General features: G+C 48.1%; 16 protein-coding genes and 3 tRNA genes. 17 read left to right on the forward strand and 2 right to left on the reverse strand.

Annotation, left to right across the window (positions count from 1 at the left end; genetic code table 11):
* Nucleotides 1-34: 34 nt before the first annotated feature.
* The 14 genes from WC515_05375 (at nucleotide 35) to WC515_05440 (ending at nucleotide 9,068) form a co-directional block, all read left to right on the forward strand.
* Entirely contained in the window at nucleotides 35-1,114 is a 1,080-nt protein-coding gene (locus WC515_05375) for an N-acetylmuramoyl-L-alanine amidase (protein ID MFA5146781.1), read from the forward strand.
* On the forward strand, nucleotides 1,111-1,908 hold the full coding sequence (gene murI / locus WC515_05380) for a glutamate racemase (GenBank protein ID MFA5146782.1): 798 nt from the start codon (nucleotides 1,111-1,113) through the stop codon (nucleotides 1,906-1,908). Before WC515_05375 ends, murI begins: the two co-directional genes overlap by 4 nt.
* 37 nt (nucleotides 1,909-1,945) lie before the next feature.
* Complete coding sequence (gene queD, locus WC515_05385; GenBank protein ID MFA5146783.1) at nucleotides 1,946-2,305, forward strand: 6-carboxytetrahydropterin synthase QueD; 360 nt, start codon at nucleotides 1,946-1,948, stop codon at nucleotides 2,303-2,305.
* 7 nt (nucleotides 2,306-2,312) lie between these two features.
* Nucleotides 2,313-2,984 (forward strand): 7-cyano-7-deazaguanine synthase QueC, encoded by a 672-nt coding sequence (gene queC / locus WC515_05390; protein MFA5146784.1) that lies wholly within the window; start codon nucleotides 2,313-2,315, stop codon nucleotides 2,982-2,984.
* A 6-nt stretch (nucleotides 2,985-2,990) separates the two neighbouring features.
* Nucleotides 2,991-3,695, forward strand: coding sequence for a 7-carboxy-7-deazaguanine synthase QueE (locus WC515_05395; GenBank protein MFA5146785.1), 705 nt, complete (start codon nucleotides 2,991-2,993; stop codon nucleotides 3,693-3,695).
* 51 nt (nucleotides 3,696-3,746) lie between these two features.
* Nucleotides 3,747-4,169: a preQ(1) synthase gene (gene queF / locus WC515_05400; GenBank protein ID MFA5146786.1), complete on the forward strand. Its 423-nt coding sequence runs from the start codon at nucleotides 3,747-3,749 to the stop codon at nucleotides 4,167-4,169.
* Nucleotides 4,166-5,008: a fumarate hydratase gene (locus WC515_05405; GenBank protein MFA5146787.1), complete on the forward strand. Its 843-nt coding sequence runs from the start codon at nucleotides 4,166-4,168 to the stop codon at nucleotides 5,006-5,008. The genes queF and WC515_05405 overlap by 4 nt, the downstream gene beginning before the upstream one ends.
* Nucleotides 5,005-5,553, forward strand: coding sequence for a Fe-S-containing hydro-lyase (locus tag WC515_05410; GenBank protein MFA5146788.1), 549 nt, complete (start codon nucleotides 5,005-5,007; stop codon nucleotides 5,551-5,553). Before WC515_05405 ends, WC515_05410 begins: the two co-directional genes overlap by 4 nt.
* Nucleotides 5,525-6,253 carry a ribonuclease PH gene (gene rph / locus WC515_05415; protein ID MFA5146789.1) on the forward strand — a complete coding sequence of 243 codons (729 nt, stop codon included), beginning with the start codon at nucleotides 5,525-5,527 and terminating at the stop codon, nucleotides 6,251-6,253. Before WC515_05410 ends, rph begins: the two co-directional genes overlap by 29 nt.
* Entirely contained in the window at nucleotides 6,250-6,846 is a 597-nt protein-coding gene (rdgB, locus tag WC515_05420) for an RdgB/HAM1 family non-canonical purine NTP pyrophosphatase (GenBank protein MFA5146790.1), read from the forward strand. Before rph ends, rdgB begins: the two co-directional genes overlap by 4 nt.
* A 14-nt stretch (nucleotides 6,847-6,860) precedes the next feature.
* Nucleotides 6,861-6,937: transfer RNA gene (locus WC515_05425), tRNA-Pro, on the forward strand.
* Between the two features lie 308 nt (nucleotides 6,938-7,245).
* A tRNA-Arg gene (locus WC515_05430) sits at nucleotides 7,246-7,322 on the forward strand.
* Between the two features lie 572 nt (nucleotides 7,323-7,894).
* Nucleotides 7,895-8,902 carry an OmpA family protein gene (locus tag WC515_05435; GenBank protein MFA5146791.1) on the forward strand — a complete coding sequence of 336 codons (1,008 nt, stop codon included), beginning with the start codon at nucleotides 7,895-7,897 and terminating at the stop codon, nucleotides 8,900-8,902.
* 88 nt (nucleotides 8,903-8,990) lie between these two features.
* Nucleotides 8,991-9,068, forward strand: a tRNA-His gene (locus tag WC515_05440).
* 303 nt (nucleotides 9,069-9,371) lie between these two features.
* Here the strand turns inward: WC515_05440 and WC515_05445 are convergent.
* Nucleotides 9,372-10,973, reverse strand: coding sequence for a recombinase family protein (locus tag WC515_05445; GenBank protein ID MFA5146792.1), 1,602 nt, complete (start codon nucleotides 10,971-10,973; stop codon nucleotides 9,372-9,374).
* A 9-nt stretch (nucleotides 10,974-10,982) separates the two neighbouring features.
* Nucleotides 10,983-11,453 carry a DUF2924 domain-containing protein gene (locus WC515_05450; protein MFA5146793.1) on the reverse strand — a complete coding sequence of 157 codons (471 nt, stop codon included), beginning with the start codon at nucleotides 11,451-11,453 and terminating at the stop codon, nucleotides 10,983-10,985.
* 142 nt (nucleotides 11,454-11,595) lie between these two features.
* On the opposite strand from WC515_05450, the gene WC515_05455 reads away from it, so the two are divergent.
* From WC515_05455 to WC515_05465, 3 genes are read left to right on the forward strand one after another with little or no spacing between them, the layout of a single operon-like run.
* Nucleotides 11,596-11,772: a helix-turn-helix domain-containing protein gene (locus WC515_05455; protein ID MFA5146794.1), complete on the forward strand. Its 177-nt coding sequence runs from the start codon at nucleotides 11,596-11,598 to the stop codon at nucleotides 11,770-11,772.
* Nucleotides 11,769-14,711: an SNF2-related protein gene (locus WC515_05460; GenBank protein ID MFA5146795.1), complete on the forward strand. Its 2,943-nt coding sequence runs from the start codon at nucleotides 11,769-11,771 to the stop codon at nucleotides 14,709-14,711. The genes WC515_05455 and WC515_05460 overlap by 4 nt, the downstream gene beginning before the upstream one ends.
* 8 nt (nucleotides 14,712-14,719) lie before the next feature.
* A complete protein-coding gene (locus WC515_05465; GenBank protein MFA5146796.1) occupies nucleotides 14,720-16,408 on the forward strand; it encodes a site-specific DNA-methyltransferase in 1,689 nt (562 codons plus the stop codon).
* Nucleotide 16,409 lies beyond the last annotated feature (1 nt).

The following is a 16,409-nucleotide window of genomic DNA, read 5'->3' on the forward strand; positions in this document are numbered from 1 at the left end:
CATGCTAAAGCATTCGAGACATAGCGCAGCGCTCATGATCTGCGGACTTATCGCCCTGGCCGGGTGCGCCGGGCCGTCATCATATATCAGGCTCGACCCATCCCTGTCGAAAGATATACGGACATTCGACAGCATCCAGTATGTCCCGCTAACGCGGCTGTGCGATACCTACGGGCTTAGGTGCGCGTGGGACCAGTTCACCTCTACCGCCGTCATCGAGAGGAACGGCAAACGGGTCGTGGTGCGGGCAGGCAGTAAGGTCGGTCTCGTCAACGGGGAGGAGAGGTCGCTCGAAAAGCCGGTGCTGATCACCGGCGGCACGGCCTTCGTCCCGGTCTCGTTCGTGAAGAGCAGCTTCGGCGAGATAATATCGGTCCAGCCGCCACCGCCTGTCGAGGTCCGAAGAAAATTTTCGATAAGGACTGTAGTGGTGGACGCGGGCCACGGCGGGAAGGACAGGGGGGCGACGGGCCGGAGGTTACGCCTCAAGGAGAAGGACCTTACGCTGGCCATGGCCAAAAAGCTGAGAGACAGGCTGGAGGCGAACGGCATACGGGTGATCATGACAAGGAGCGACGATACATTTATACCGCTCCCGCGCAGGGCCGAGATAGCCAACAGGGCGGGCGCCGACCTCTTCGTCAGCGTCCATGTGAACGCATCGCGCTCGCGCTCGCTCAGGGGGTTCGAATGTTATTATCTGTCGAACGCGACCGACGATAACGCGCGGGCCGTGGCGGCGCTGGAGAACGCGCCTCTCAGCATGGAAGAGGGGACGATGCTGGCCCACTCGAAGGCCCTCGACAAGACGTTGTGGGATATGGCGCTGACCGAGAACAGGCAGGAATCGGCCGAGCTCGCCGGATACATATGCAAAGCCGTCGGTGACAGTCTGGCGATGAAGGACAGGGGGACGAGGTCGGCGAGATTTTATGTGCTGAAGGGTACGCGGATGCCGGCGGTGCTGGTAGAGATGGGATATATCAGCAACAGGTATGAGGAGCTGAAGCTGAAGGACGGGCAGTATGTCGACAAGATGATCGACGCCGTCACGCAGGGTATATTGTCGTACAAGAGAGAGTTCGAACGGACGGAAGGATTTACGGAGATATGAGCGATCCCAGGCCCATAGGCGTCTTTGATTCGGGTGTAGGCGGACTTACGGTCGTGGCTGGGCTCGAGCGGATATTGCCGGGAGAGGATATCATATATTTCGGCGACACGGCACGCGTGCCGTACGGGACCAAATCGAAAGAGACGGTGACGAAGTTCTCGGTCGAGAATGTTGAGTTCCTGATGGAGCATAACGTAAAGCTCGTCGTGGTGGCCTGCAATACGGCTTCGTCGCTCTCGCTCGATTTTCTAAAACGGTGTTTCAAGGTCCCGGTCACAGGCGTGATAGAACCCGGCGCCAGGGGCGCGGCCAGCGTTACCAGGAATAACAGGGTGGGTGTCATAGGGACTAATGCGACGGTATCGTCCGGCTCTTACGAGAAGGCGATACGGCGGATCAACCCGCGAATATCGTTCTACGGCCAGAGCTGCCCTCTCTTCGTCCCCCTGGTAGAAGAGGGATGGACGGGCAAAAAGGTGACCCGGGAGATAGCGGCATTATATCTCAGCGCATTAAGGAAGAAGGGGATAGATACTCTCATACTCGGCTGTACGCATTACCCGCTCCTCAAGGATGTGATAAAGGACGTCATGGGTAAAGGCGTCCTCCTTATCGATTCCGCGAGGGAGGTCGCCATGGAGGCGAAGGATATACTAGACGCGGGCGGGATACTTAACCGGTCCGGGAAGACCGGGCGGTACAAATTCTTTGTCAGCGATGAGCCGGCGCGTTTTGTGAAGATGGGCGAGAGGTTCCTGAGAAAGCGGATCGAGTGCGCGAAGAGGGCGGTTTGAGCCTGGGGCCTGGAGCCGGGAGCTTGGAGGAAAAGAGATGTACGAGATAAAAGTGAAGACGACGTTCAGCGCGGCGCACAACCTCAGGAATTACCGCGGCAAGTGCGAACTGCTCCACGGCCACAACTGGCAGGTGGAGGCGGTCTTCGCGTACGAGACGCTCGGCAAAGACGGACTTGCGGTGGATTTCAGGGAAGCGAAGAAAGTCCTGCGCGGCGTAACGGAGAGACTTGACCACGGATATCTGAACAGGGCGCCGTTCTTCAAGAAGACGAATCCCACGTCGGAAAATATAGCCCGTTTCATATACGGACGCGTGAAGGCCAAAAACGGCAATATCAGATCGGTCTCCGTATGGGAGAACGAGAACTCCTGTGCTACATACAGCGAGACATGAGGGCTATATGAAGCGCAAGGCGGTAGTCCTTTTGTCGGGCGGGCTCGATTCGGCTGTGACGCTCTTTTATGCGGCGAAGAAAGGTTACGGGTGCCGTGCGCTCGCCTTCGATTACGGCCAGCGCCATAATAAGGAGCTGCTATCCGCTAAACGGCTGGCAGGGAGGGCCGGGGCGAAGCTCTTTATCGTGAAACTGGCCCTGCCGTGGAAGGGGTCGAGCCTTGTGGACAGCCGGATCCCCCTCCCGAAAGACAGGAGCTTAACGGAGATCGAAAAGGGGATACCGAGCACTTATGTCCCGGCCAGGAATACGATATTCCTGAGCATAGCCGTCTCTTATGCCGAAGCCATCGGGGCGGAGGCGATATTCATAGGCGCCCATTTTGAGGATTCGAGCGGTTATCCGGATTGCCGGCCGGAGTATCTCAAGGCGTTCGATAATGCGGCGCGGCTTGGTACGAGGGCAGGGCTCGAGGGAAGATTGCGGATAAAGTCTCCGCTTATCCGTAAGACGAAGAGAGAGATCATAAAACTCGGCGCGAGCCTGGGGGTACCGTTCCAGAGCACGTGGTCCTGTTACAGCGGCGGACGCCTGCCGTGCATGCGGTGTGATTCCTGCCTCCTGAGGGCAAAGGGGTTCAGCGCGGCCGGGATGAAGGACCCGCTCATAAACCGGTAGGTCACTATGAGGATACGTACGGCGCATATCAAGGAGGTTTTTTCATCTATACAGGGCGAAGGTATATTCGTCGGCGCCAGGCAGATATTCGTCAGGTTCAGGGACTGCAATTTGCGCTGTATATTCTGCGACGAGCGCGATAATATGGATTCGCGGGACTATTCTCCGCAGGAGCTATTCGCAGAGGTGGGGCGCCTCGAGAGGATGAAGAGGCCGCACCACTCGGTATCCCTTACGGGAGGAGAGCCGCTTCTCTATACGCCGTTCCTTAAAGATTTTTTGGGGTTCCTTAAGAGGGGCGGCATCAAATCATACCTGGAGACGAACGGTACGCTGCCGGATAAGCTTGCCGATATAGTGGACCAGGTCGATATCATAGCGATGGATTTCAAATTGCCTTCGTCAACGGGTGACCGCCCTTACTGGGATGAACACAGGGAGTTCCTGAATATAGCCCTCAAGAGGAAGGTCTTCGTGAAGGCCGTCGTCACTCCCACGACCAGGACGGAGGATATCGAAATGTCGCTCGATATAATAAAGAAGACGGGCGAAAAGATACCTTTCATAATACAGCCGGTGACGCCTCTCAGCAGTTCCGAGAAGAAGGTGGAGAAGACGGAGCTCCTCGGGTTTCTCGAATTTGCGCTGAAGAATAAATTTGAAGACGTTAGGATCGTGCCGCAGATGCATAAGACGTGGGGTATTAAATAAGAAGGGTTTAGGTGTTAGGGTTTAGGGATTAGAAAAAAGAAAAAGAAAAAAATGAAGAGATCGGAATACGAGGGATTGCAGGATAAGATACGGCACTTGAAGACGCCGAAGATAGAGGTCTGGAAGAACAGTTACCCCGACAGGGATTATGTCATAACGATAGACATACCCGAGTTCACATGTATATGCCCTAAGACGGGTCTTCCGGATTTTGCTACCATAGTCATACGTTATATACCGGACAGGTGGTGTCTCGAGTTGAAATCGCTGAAATATTACACCATATTCTACAGGGATATCGGCATATTCAACGAAAATGCGGTCAATAAAATCCTCGATGATATTGTGAAGGCATCAGGACCTAGGTGGATCGAGGTGATCGGAGAATTCAATGCGCGCGGGGGGATAAAGACGACGGTGAAGGCAGAATACGGGAATCCTCCAAGCCCCAGGCCCCGAGCTCCAAGCCTATGAGAGAGATAAACGTTGCAAAAATACGCGACACGGTGCGGGACCTTTGCCTGAAGGCGAATTTCGAGCTGAGGCAGGATATCGTTCGTGCCCTTAAGGCCGCTCTCAAAAAGGAGACGGACGGGCGCGCAAAGGGTATCCTGAAGACGATCATTGAGAACGCAAAGCTGGCCGGGAAGAGACGGATCGCAATATGCCAGGATACGGGCATGGCGGTCGTGTTCGTCGAGGTGGGGCAGGGTGCCGTCATAGCGGGCGGCGACCTTGAGAAGGCGGTCGATGAAGGCGTAGAGGAGGCTTACCGTAAAGGATATCTCAGGAAGTCGGTAGTGGACGACCCCATCCTGAGGAACAATACACGGACCAATGCCCCGGCCGTACTTATCACCGACATAGTGCGCGGAGATAATATAAGGATAACGGTCGCGCCCAAAGGATTCGGCAGCGAGAATAAGAGCGCGATAAAGATGCTCAGGCCCATGGCGTCAACGGCCGATATAAAGGAGTTCGTTAAGGATGTGGTGCGGCAGGCCGGTCCGGATGCGTGTCCGCCGCTCGTCCTGGGCATAGGGATCGGCGGGACGTTCGATGGGGCAGCCCATCTCGCGAAGAAGGCCCTCCTCCGCCCCATAGATGTCAGGAACGGCAAGGGTCACATAGCCAGGCTGGAGAGGGAGCTCCTGAAAGAGATAAACGGTATGGGGATAGGGCCCATGGGCTTAGGAGGCGATGCCACCGTTCTCGGTGTCAATATCATCGAGTCGCCGACCCATATCGCGGGCCTTCCGGTGGCCGTCAACGTCAGCTGTCACGCGACGAGGAGCGCGAGCGCGGTATTATGAAGACGATAAGACTGCAAACCCCTCTGGACGCAAAGACATTGAAAGGGCTGAAGGCCGGAGACGAAGTCCTGCTGAGCGGCACGATATTTACCGCGCGCGACGCGGCGCACAAAAGGATGGCGGATCTTGTAAAAAAAGGGAAGCGCATCCCGCTGAACCTGAAGGATGCCGTAATATATTATGCCGGCCCGACCCCGGCCCGGCCGGGCCGCGCGATCGGCTCATGCGGCCCGACGACGAGCTCGCGGATGGACGCGTTCACGCCTTCTCTCCTTGATCTGGGCGTGAGGGGCATGATAGGAAAGGGCGACAGGTCGGGAGAGGTGAAGAAGGCGATACGGAAGCACGGATGTGTATATTTTCTGGCGACCGGCGGCATAGGCGCGCTCCTCTCCGCGAGAGTCAAGTCCGCGAAGGTCGTATTGTACGGGGATCTCGGTCCCGAGGCTGTCCATAAGCTCGAGGTCAGCGATTTTCCTCTCATAGTGGGGATAGATACGAAAGGTAAAGATGTATATGGCGAGATCAAACGGAAGAAAAAGTAACGAGTTACGTGATGTTAAGATAACCAGGGACTATATAGAATATGCCGAGGGCTCATGCCTCATCGAAGTGGGTTCCACCAGGGTCATATGCACGGCGTCGATCGAGAATACGGTCCCGCCGTTCCTGAAGAATACCGGGACCGGCTGGGTCACGGCCGAATACGGCATGCTGCCGCGTTCGTGCAAGACGCGCGTCCAGAGAGAGGCCGCCAAGGGACGGCTTGGGGGCAGGACCCAGGAGATACAGCGCCTGATAGGCAGGGCCATGAGGGCAGTCGTCGACATGACCAAGCTGGGCGAAAGGACTATCATGCTCGACTGCGATGTAATGCAGGCTGACGGCGGCACGAGGTGCGCGAGCATCACGGGGAGCTTTATATCTCTCGCCCTTGCCCTGGAGAAGATGAAGAAGGACAGGATAGTCGAGAAGGTGCCGATCGCCGATTACGTGGCGGCCATAAGCGTCGGCATGATAAAGGGCGAACCGGTCCTGGACCTCGATTATTCGGAGGATTCGAGGGCGGAAGTGGACATGAACGTAGTGATGACCGGCGCCGGGAAATTCATCGAGGTCCAGGGGACGGCAGAGAGGGAGCCGTTCAGCAAGAGTGAGATGGACCACCTCCTGGGGCTTGCCAAAAAAGGCACGGAGGAACTGATCGCTCACCAGAAGAAGGTCATTAAAGGTATAATGCGGTGAAGCGCGAACTTATCATAGCGACCAGGAATAAGAAGAAACTGGTCGAATTGAAGAAGTACCTGAAGGGTGTTAAGGCGGAGGTCCGTTCGCTCCTCGATCTGAAAGGCGCGCCGCGGATAGTGGAGAACGGCGATACGTTCAGGGAGAATGCCGTCAAGAAGGCGGCGGCCATTTCGAAATTTACAGGCGGCCTTGTCCTGGCGGACGACTCCGGCCTCTGTGTAGATATTCTCGGGGGCAGACCGGGCGTAAGGTCAGCAAGGTTCGCGGGGCCGGGCAAGCGGGACCCGGACAATAATCTTAAGCTCTTGAAACTGCTGGCTAAGACGCCCCTCCGGATGCGTAAAGCGCGTTTCATCTGCGCCATAGCCATAGCGGACAGGGGCAGGCCGGTCAGGGTCATAGAGAAGGATTGCAGGGGCCTCATCGCCTTTTCGACGCGCGGCGCTTACGGGTTCGGATACGATCCGCTCTTCCTCATACCGAAGCACGGTAAGACGTTCGGTGAGCTGGGGCCGAGGGTGAAGGACAGGATGAGCCATCGCTCGAAGGCGCTTAAGGAAGCCCGGAAGTTCCTGAGGCGATATATTTAGTTCTGTGATATAATCGGGGCGTAGCGCAGTTGGCTAGCGCGCTTGGTTTGGGACCAAGAGGTCCTCGGTTCGAATCCGAGCGCCCCGACCATAAGCCTGCCATTTGTTTACGTGTAGGCAGGCTATCCCCGCGAGTATATCGGAAATTTCGGAGAAATTTCCGATATGATTACGAGCGGGGATGATCTCACCGGCTGATGACGGTGATGAAAGTCACCTTCATCTTCTGGTCAGACGGATTTCGAAGAAATCCGGCAGCCGCTTAGAAGATGGGGAAGCAGAGCCGGTAGGAAGTAGTCTTGTTCTTCCGAAAGCACTCTGCGAATTTCGTATATCGCAGGGCGATATCCGAAATTCAATGTTTCGCTTTCGGAAGGAAATTTGCAGAGCAAATTTCACGTCCCTGTAGCTCAGCTGGATAGAGCATCTGCCTTCTAAGCAGAGGGTCGCCTGTTCGAATCAGGCCAGGGACGCCATCCGCCTTCGCAATCAACGCGGAAAGCGGCAAGGTGCTTCGGCGGATTTTATCCGCCATAGCCATCATGCTATAATATGCTGAAGGCGACGGCGGATGTGCCCGCCGAAGCATTCTGTTGCGCTCCGTTGAATGCGAAGGCGGGCCACAAATAGGTGTATGCACTACGTTTACATCCTAAAAAGCCTTAAAGTAAGAGATAAAATATACGTTGGTATGACCAATAACCTGAACCGTCGTCTCAAAGAGCACGATGAAGCAGCAAGTGATAATTACACATATCGCCATCGTCCCTGGAAACTCGAAACATATATTTCATTTCAAAGTAATTTGGCTGCTAAGGAATTCGAAGCTTATTTAAAAACAGGCTCAGGTAGAGCATTTATTAGACGACATCTTGTTTAAGTGTTTGAGGTACCTGTTAGTCTTCTGTTTTTATTCTTTCGCAAAAATCTTGCTAATACTAGGCAATGACTATATAATAACGCTATCGAAATTGAAAAGACGACTATTAGAGAGTTTCGCTCATAATTCGAACCGATATACTTGTCTATAACAAAAAGCGAGGTGGGTATGAGATTACGAAAATTGAAGTATGCTTTGGTTGCTTTAGCGGTGCTCTTCATATGCGGAGACGTCTGCGCGTTCACGTTCACGAAAGTCGACAAGGAGGAGCGCAAAAAGCAGGAGATAGACGATCTCCAGAAGAGGTTCGAATGGTGGCCGACCGACGCCCAGCCGCAACCGGTGAAGGACGAGAAGCGCGGCGGATACTGGTGGATGCCGCGCACCCCGGGCACGACGAGACCGTGGGGTAACCGCGGTTATATTTACGTATATAAGATCATATACGATTACAAAGAGGAAGAGCTACCGCCGGCTAAGGCCTCGGAGCCGCGCCCGTCGCTCCTCATCAAGAAGATCATAAAGAACGTCAAGGTCTACTTCGATTTCGATAAGGCGGAACTTCGCGACGATGCCGTATCGGTGCTGGAAGGGGCCGTCGCCTCTTTGCGCCGGAACCCGGAGACGAGCATCCTGATCACCGGTAACTGCGATATCCGCGGATCCGAACAGTATAACGAGAAACTCGGCCGGCGCCGCGGCGACAGCGTAAAGAAGTTCATGCTCGACAGCGGTGTCCCGGAGAAGAGGGTGATGATCGTAAGCCGCGGTAAGCTCGATGCCATAGCGCCGGTGACGGACCTCGCCGGCATGGCAAAAGACAGGAATGCCCAGTTCATGATAGCAGAGGTGGAAGAGGTCATGATCCCTGCGCCGAGCACGCAGGGTGAGGCCGAAGGGGCCGTCCCGTCCCAGGAGGCGGAACAGATCCCCGAAGGTGCGACGCAGATCGAGGAAGGGAAGTATCTCATAGAAAAGGAAGAGATAGTCGAGTCGGAGGTCAAGGTCTCCACTAAGACGTACGTCACGAAGAAGGGCGATACGCTCTGGAAGATCGCAGAGAGGGAGCTCGGCGAGGGCAGAAGGTGGAATACAATATACGAGCTCAATAAGGATAAGATCAAGAACCCGAATAAGCTGAGCGCAGGGAAGAGGCTCGTTATTCCGGTCGAATAGTTTTGCGGTGGGCGTAGCTCAGTCCGCCTTCGCAATCAACGCGTAATAGATTAGGTGCTTCGGCGGATTTCGCACGAATAGTTTTATGGTGGGCGTAGCTCAGCTTGGATAGAGCACCTGGCTGTGGCCCAGGGTGTCGCCGGTTCAAATCCGGTCGCCTACCCCAATCATTAACCTCTAATAGACATAGGTTAGAGGTTCTAGGCTATGATCAGTAACCCTGATCATAGCCTTTTTTATCTCTCGATGTCCCTAGGACTTAGGGCATTATTAAATTCCTAGGAACTTACAAATTTCGGCTTCGGTTTTGTGTGTATATAAACTCGCCTATTCCGCGCCACTATAGACCAAAATCGCCCAATTCCTATCTTATATACTGACGGCTATATAATGCGAATATCGTCGGTATTTGGAGTATTACTGCGGGGCTGAAAGGTCATTATATAGGACTAGAGACGAGAGGAGAGCTTTAGGCGAGCCCTGCGGTTAATGTCTGCCACATCTTTTTCTGCTTATTCCAGGATATTTCTCTGGTGATCTCATTCATTTTGTATTCGGGGATCAGTTGGATGATGTTATTATCTGAAAAGAGAATCTCTTCCTGTATGCTAGGCGCGAGCATCAGCATATTTAGAAGAAGATACATTTTAGTGTGCGTTATATTGAGCCAATCAGCCACCTGTTTTAAATCTTTAGCCTTGCCGTCTTCAAGTAATCCTTGTATTTGATACGCTAATATTAAAAATTGGCGCAGCTTAGGCTCCTTTAGGATCGCCACAGCTTTAGGTGTCTCACGTACAAGGCTTGTTGCCAAATCTACATTGAATTCGTAAATTTTAGTAGAGCTTTGCAGTGTTATAAAGACCTTTTTACTCTCGGCTTCATAAAGTACAACTTTTACTAAGGCGAGAATCGTTTCACGTTGCCTCTCAAATGGCAGGTTCTCCCACGTTCCTGTAGCTATGTTTCTGTTGTCGGAGATCTGGCGCAGACACAGCATGATCTGATTCTCGAATCTTAATGCGTTAACGGTCTTTGAAGGGCAATTCTCATAGCCTCGCTTTTGCGCGTTTAAACAAACGTAGTAAAAGTATTTCCATTTATGATTTTTGGTAGAGTATGCGTATATCATAGAGCTATCGCATGGCTTGCAGCGGACTATTTGGCTTAATAGGCCGATGTTTTTATGCGGTTTTACTTTTTTCTCGCGTCTATTCTCGTCCAAAATAGTTTGGACCTTATTAAAGACTTCTTCGCTGATTATCGCTTCATGCTGTCCCTGGTACACCTGCTTGCCTTTGTAGTTAATCTTGCCGATATAGAGCATATTACGCAGCATTAGCTGCATGCTCGTAGCCTTAAATGGAACACCGCCTGACATCTTACCCTTCCTTAGGTATTGTTTGGTTCGATAACCCCTTTTGTTGAGGATCATGGCTACGGAAAGGAGGGAGCGTTCCTTGGTATAAAGGTCAAACATTTCTCGGATAATTCGAGCCTCAGCCTCATTGATTACGATCTTATGATTTTCCTTATCGAGGTTATAGCCTAAGGCTGGCCTACCGCCCATCCACTGGCCTTTCTTGCGCGCAGCGCCCATTTTGTCGCGTGTGCGCTCGGATATGATCTCACGCTCGAACTGTGCGAAAGAGAGCAGAATATTGAGCGTAAGTCGTCCCATTGACGTATTTGTGTTAAAATGCTGCGTTACGGATACGAAGGCTACGTTATTTTGATCAAAAAATTCCAGCAGCTTACTAAAATCGAGCAATGAGCGCGATAGTCTGTCTACTTTGTAGACCACCACGCATCCTATTTTCCCAGACTTGATGTCTATTATCAGTTTTTGCAGCGAAGGACGTTCAGTAGTTGCGCCTGAAAACCCTGCATCGTCATAGTGATCAGCTAACGTGATCAATCCTTCGGATTTTTGGCTTAGTATATAGCTTTCTGCTGCCTCGCGCTGCGCGTCAAGCGAGGTGAATTCCTGCTCCATGCCGTCATTCGTAGAAACACGCGTATAGATGGCGCAGGGGATAGGCTTCTTATCTTGTGTTAATTTGTCATCCATAGTTTTCTCTTATAGTTTAAAGAAATCAAACGCATTCCAATTTGTACCTGTTATAACCAAGGTAACGGCAGATATGGACTTATAAATCTTACCCTCATACTCAAAGCCTCGTTCAAGCACTTTTACCTCGAGTTTTTTGCCCTTATACATCCTTATGATTTTGCTTCCCGGGATAGGTAGCCTTTTATCTCTAAATGGCCTGTATGAATAGTTCTGATTAGCGGCTTCTGGGTCAGGCCGGAGAACCTTATTATTAATGGGATCATACTTAGCAATAAGTTCCTTAATGCGTTTTTGCGCCTTTTCTGATATGCTGCCATATTCGAGCTCCTGAAGCCTGTAAGCTATCCGCCTGATCAGATATCTTCTGTTATGCGAGAACTCACCCGGCTCCTTAAAGAGGCCCTTATAGGCCTCTTGCAGCTCGTAGGCATTCAGCTTAGTTATGGCTGCAATTTTGGCTTCTATTGGCTTTTCCATAGGTATCTACCCTCAGTCATATATAGGCATAGGTTTCGAGGTATAGCAAGTCATATAGAGAGGTATTTTTGATTGTTAAAAGGGGTCAAAAGTAATATAATAAACTACGAGTTACTACATTTTGTTATAAGAGAGGGCGATTATGGAAACTTTTACCGTAGAAGATTTAGCGAAATATCTTAAACTGCATACATTCACTGTCCGGCGCCTAGCCAGAGAAGGGAAGATACCATCTTTCAAGGCTGGTGGGCAATGGCGGTTCCGCAAAGATGAGATAGAAAATTGGTCTCGAAATAACAGATCAGAAGGAAGTAAATGATCACCGATTATCACGCTAAATATTTTGCATATGAATTAACAAAACGATGCGCTTCGGATAGCCTGGAAAAGCTTTCGTCCACGCTTTCTAACGCGCAAGTTGACCTTAATCCCCATCAAATCGAAGCTGCTCTTTTTGCTTTTCGCTCACCACTCTCAAAAGGCGCAATTCTGGCTGATGAGGTAGGTCTTGGTAAAACCATTGAAGCAGGAATCGTTCTGTCTCAGAAATGGGCAGAAAGAAAACGTAAGATATTACTTATTGTTCCATCGAGTTTACGTAAACAGTGGAATGCAGAACTCCAAGAGAAGTTTTTTCTACCATCGATAATATTAGAAACGAAATCCTTTAATCGATATATTAAGGATGGTAATCTTAACCCCTTTGATCAGAAAGACGTAATAATTATTAGTTCTTATCATTTTGCACGGGCAAAGGCGTCATATTTAAAACAGACTAAATGGGATCTTGTAGTTATCGATGAAGCGCATCATTTGCGTAATGTCTATAAAAGTAGCAACAAGATTGCAAGAGAGATAAAAGATGCATTGAGTGAAATACCAAAGGTCTTATTAACAGCTACTCCTCTCCAGAATTCGTTGCTTGAATTGTATGGTCTTACCAGCGTTCTTGATGAACATCTCTTTGGTGATTTGAAAAGTTTCAAAGCGAAATATGCTCGCGTTTCGCGTGAACAGGATATTTATGAGAGCGAATTAGGTTTAGTCGAACCCAAGCAGGAGATGTTTACAGAGCTTAGGAATCGTCTTAAACCGGTATGCACTCGTACATTACGTCGTCAGGTACTAGAGTATATAAAATATACAAAGCGTATTCCTCTGACACAGGACTATATTCCAACAGAGCAGGAAATCGAACTCTACAATGGTATGTCCGAATATCTGCAGCGCCCAAGACTCTTTGCATTACCTACAAGCCAGCGTCAATTAATTACACTTGTTTTGCGTAAACTCCTGGCCTCTTCGTCATTCGCTATTGCTAGCACTCTCGACAGCTTAGTTTATAAGCTTAAGAGGCTTATAGAAGAAGCTGAGAAGCAGCAAGCTACACAGGAAGAAGGTATCCCTGGGCTTGAACAAAACTTTGAGGAATATGACGAGCTATCGGATGAATGGAATGATAACGAAGAGGAGGATGAAGAGAAGGCCGATGAGAAAAAGAAATATACTAAAGAAGATATTGATTTAATGAAGCAGGAAAAGATCGATCTTGAGAAATTTCGTGAACTGGCTAAGAAGATATGGAAAAACTCAAAGGGGGAAGCCCTGCTTATTGCACTTAAAAAAGGTTTTGAGATGACGGCAGAGCTTGGGGCACAAAAGAAAGCCGTCATTTTTACAGAATCTACAGTTACCCAAAGTTATCTGTTAAAGTTGCTTTCGGAAAACGGATATGAAGGTAAGATAGTTTTATTCAATGGCTCTAATAATGATGCTCGTTCAAAAGAAATCTATCAGGAGTGGATTAAGAAGAACAAAGATACAGATAAAATTACGGGCTCTAAAACAGCGGATCTACGTGCGGCCCTAATAGAATACTTTAAAAATGATGCAGAAATAATGATTGCTACTGAAGCGGGTGCTGAGGGCGTTAATCTACAATTCAGCTCACTAGTTATTAATTATGATTTACCCTGGAACCCTCAAAGAATTGAGCAGCGCATTGGTCGCTGTCATCGATACGGCCAGAAGCACGATGTTGTGGTAATAAACTTTGTGAATCGAAAGAATGCAGCCGATCAACGTGTATATGAGCTATTGGATCAAAAGTTTAACTTATTCAAGGGTGTATTCGGTGCAAGCGATGAGATCCTCGGTAGTATAGAATCTGGGGTAGACTTTGAGAAACGGATCGCAGCTATCTACCAGACTTGTCGAAGTGAAGAAGAAATTAACTCTGCTTTTGATTCTCTTCAAGAAGAGATGGATGATAGTATAAAAAATAATCTTAGAGAAACACGCCAAAAACTTTTAGAAAACTTTGACGCAGAAGTTCATGAAAAACTCAAAGTCAATATTAGAGAAAGCCAGGCTTATCTGGACATTTACGAGCATTGGCTATGGGATACGACAAGACACTATCTTGGTGATGCTGCAGAGTTTTCAGAGCATGAATATTCTTTCTTACTTAAAAGGAACCCATTCCCTGGAGAAAGTAGCATAGATTCTGGCCCATACAAAATTGGGAAGAACATAGAAGATGCACATATATATCGCCCAGGGCATCCTTTGGCACAAAGAATACTTGGCGAGGTCAAAAAAAAAGAATTAGAAGATGCCGAAGTAGTTTTTGATTACTCCAAGAATTCAACTATAATATCAGTTCTGAAGCCTCTTATAGGAAGATCTGGAATTTTAAAAGTGAGCAATTATACTTTAGAGGCGCTTGAAGCAGAAGATAGGGTATTGGTAATGGCTTTAGATGATAAGGATGATGTAATTCCTCAGGATGTTGCAAAGAAGCTATTCTCTCTCACTGCTGAATCTATCATAGCTAAGAATAGCATTTCTGATGATGGAAATAAGAAATTAGATATACTTGAACAAGAATCTGTAGATCTTATCACTACGCGTTGTGCTGAGCGCAACAGTGAATTTTTTGACAGTGAAGTCGATAAGTTGGACAGGTGGGCAGATGATATGAAGACAGCCCTTGAATTGGAATTAAAAAAGTTGGATATCGATATCAAAGCTGCTAAGACATTGGCAAAGAAGAATGTGAATTTGGATGAAAAACTTAAAGCGCAACGCGCAGTCAAAGATATGGAAAAGAAGCGCAACGAGATGCGTAAAAAACTCTATGAAGCGCAAGATGAAGTCGATAATAGAAAAGAAGATTTGATTGCGCGTGTAGAGTCTCAGCTCAAACAAACAACGAGTTTAACCACGCTTTTTACAATTCGCTGGAAAGTAATATAAGGAGTCCTATGAACGGAAGAAAACAAAAATTAGAATTAACATGGATTGGAAAAGAAGAAGAGTTAAGGCTAGAGCCTAGAATATTAATTGAAGATCCAAAAAAATCTTATGGAGATCCGAAATCAGAAAACGTACTTATTCATGGCGATAATCTTCTAGCGCTTAAGGCACTAGAACAAGATTTTGCAGACAAAATTAAGTGTATTTATGTCGATCCACCCTTTAACACCGGAGCAGCTTTTGAGCATTATGATGATAGCATTGAACATTCAATTTGGCTTCAGTTAATGCGACATCGCTTGGGGTTGTTACGTAATTTACTTAGAGACGATGGATGTATATTTATTCAGCTTGATGATAGCGAGGCATCTTATTGTAAAGTCATGATGGATGAAATATTTGGAAGAAATAATTATCTCAATCAAATTTCCGTATCAACGAATAAGCCATTTGGATACAAAAGTACTGCCGCATCATTATTTCAACAAGCGAACCAGTTACTTTTTTATGCAAAAAACAAGGATAGTTTTGTTCTAAACGAAAATAAACTATTTATTGAGCGCGAATACGATACACAGTATAAATGGGTATTTGATAATATAACTAAACCTGAAAATCAATGGACTTGGAGAAGCATTAATGAAGTTGTTTCTGAAAAACTTGGTTTTTCTTCATATGCAGAGGCCAAGAAAAAAATATCAAAGCAGGAAATTGAAACTGAAATTGCTATATTTGCTTTAAACAATGCTAACAAGGTGTTTAGGACTGCATCCGTAACGGGTGGGGCATTTCTAAAAAGAAAAGATACAATAAAACTATCAAAAGAAAATAAGGCAAAAATTATTAGACATCCAGGCGACGATATGAACTACATATTTATTGGTGGAGAAAGAGTTATTTACTATTCAGAGAGATTAATTGAGATTGAAGGTAACCATGTGCCAGGAGAGCTTATTACAGATATGTGGACGGATATATCTGTAGAAGGATTAGCAGCCGAAGGAGGGGTTGATTTTCCAAAAGGTAAAAAACCAGAAAAGTTGATTCAAAGATGTATTGAGCTAACGTCATCCATAGGAGATTATGTGCTTGATAGTTTTTTGGGATCTGGCACAACATCTGCTGTCGCTCATAAAATAAATCGTCGTTGGATTGGCATAGAGTTAGGAAGCCAAGCCAATACTCATTGTTTGCCACGTCTGAAGTCGGTAGTTAATGGCTCGGATCAAAGCGGAATTTCAAAAGCAGTAATTTGGAAGGGCGGTGGCGGGTTTAAATTTTATGAACTTGCGCCAAGTTTACTTCGCAAAGACCAGCATGGAAACTGGGTTATCGATGAAAAATACAACGCCAATATGTTGGCTGCCGCAATGTGCAAGCATGAGGGGTTTAAATTCTTTCCCGATGAAACCGTATATTGGAAACAAGGTAAATCTACAGAGACTGATCATATTTTTGTTACAACTTCTTTCGTAACTGTTGAGCAACTGGATAAAATTCATGAAGAAATGAAACGTGGCGAAAGCCTGCTCATATGCGCAAAGTCATTTGCTCCGCCCTGTAAAGATAGACATAATAACATTACAATCAAAAAGATTCCTCAGATGATTTTAGGAAGATGTGAATTCGGTAAAGATAACTACGATTTAAATATCATAAATATGTCTAAGGATAGCTCTAAAGAATCCGAGGATTGAT

The sequence above is a fragment of the Candidatus Omnitrophota bacterium genome, from assembly GCA_041650805.1.
Classification (GTDB): domain Bacteria; phylum Omnitrophota; class Gorgyraeia; order 2-01-FULL-45-10; family 2-01-FULL-45-10; genus JBAZKM01.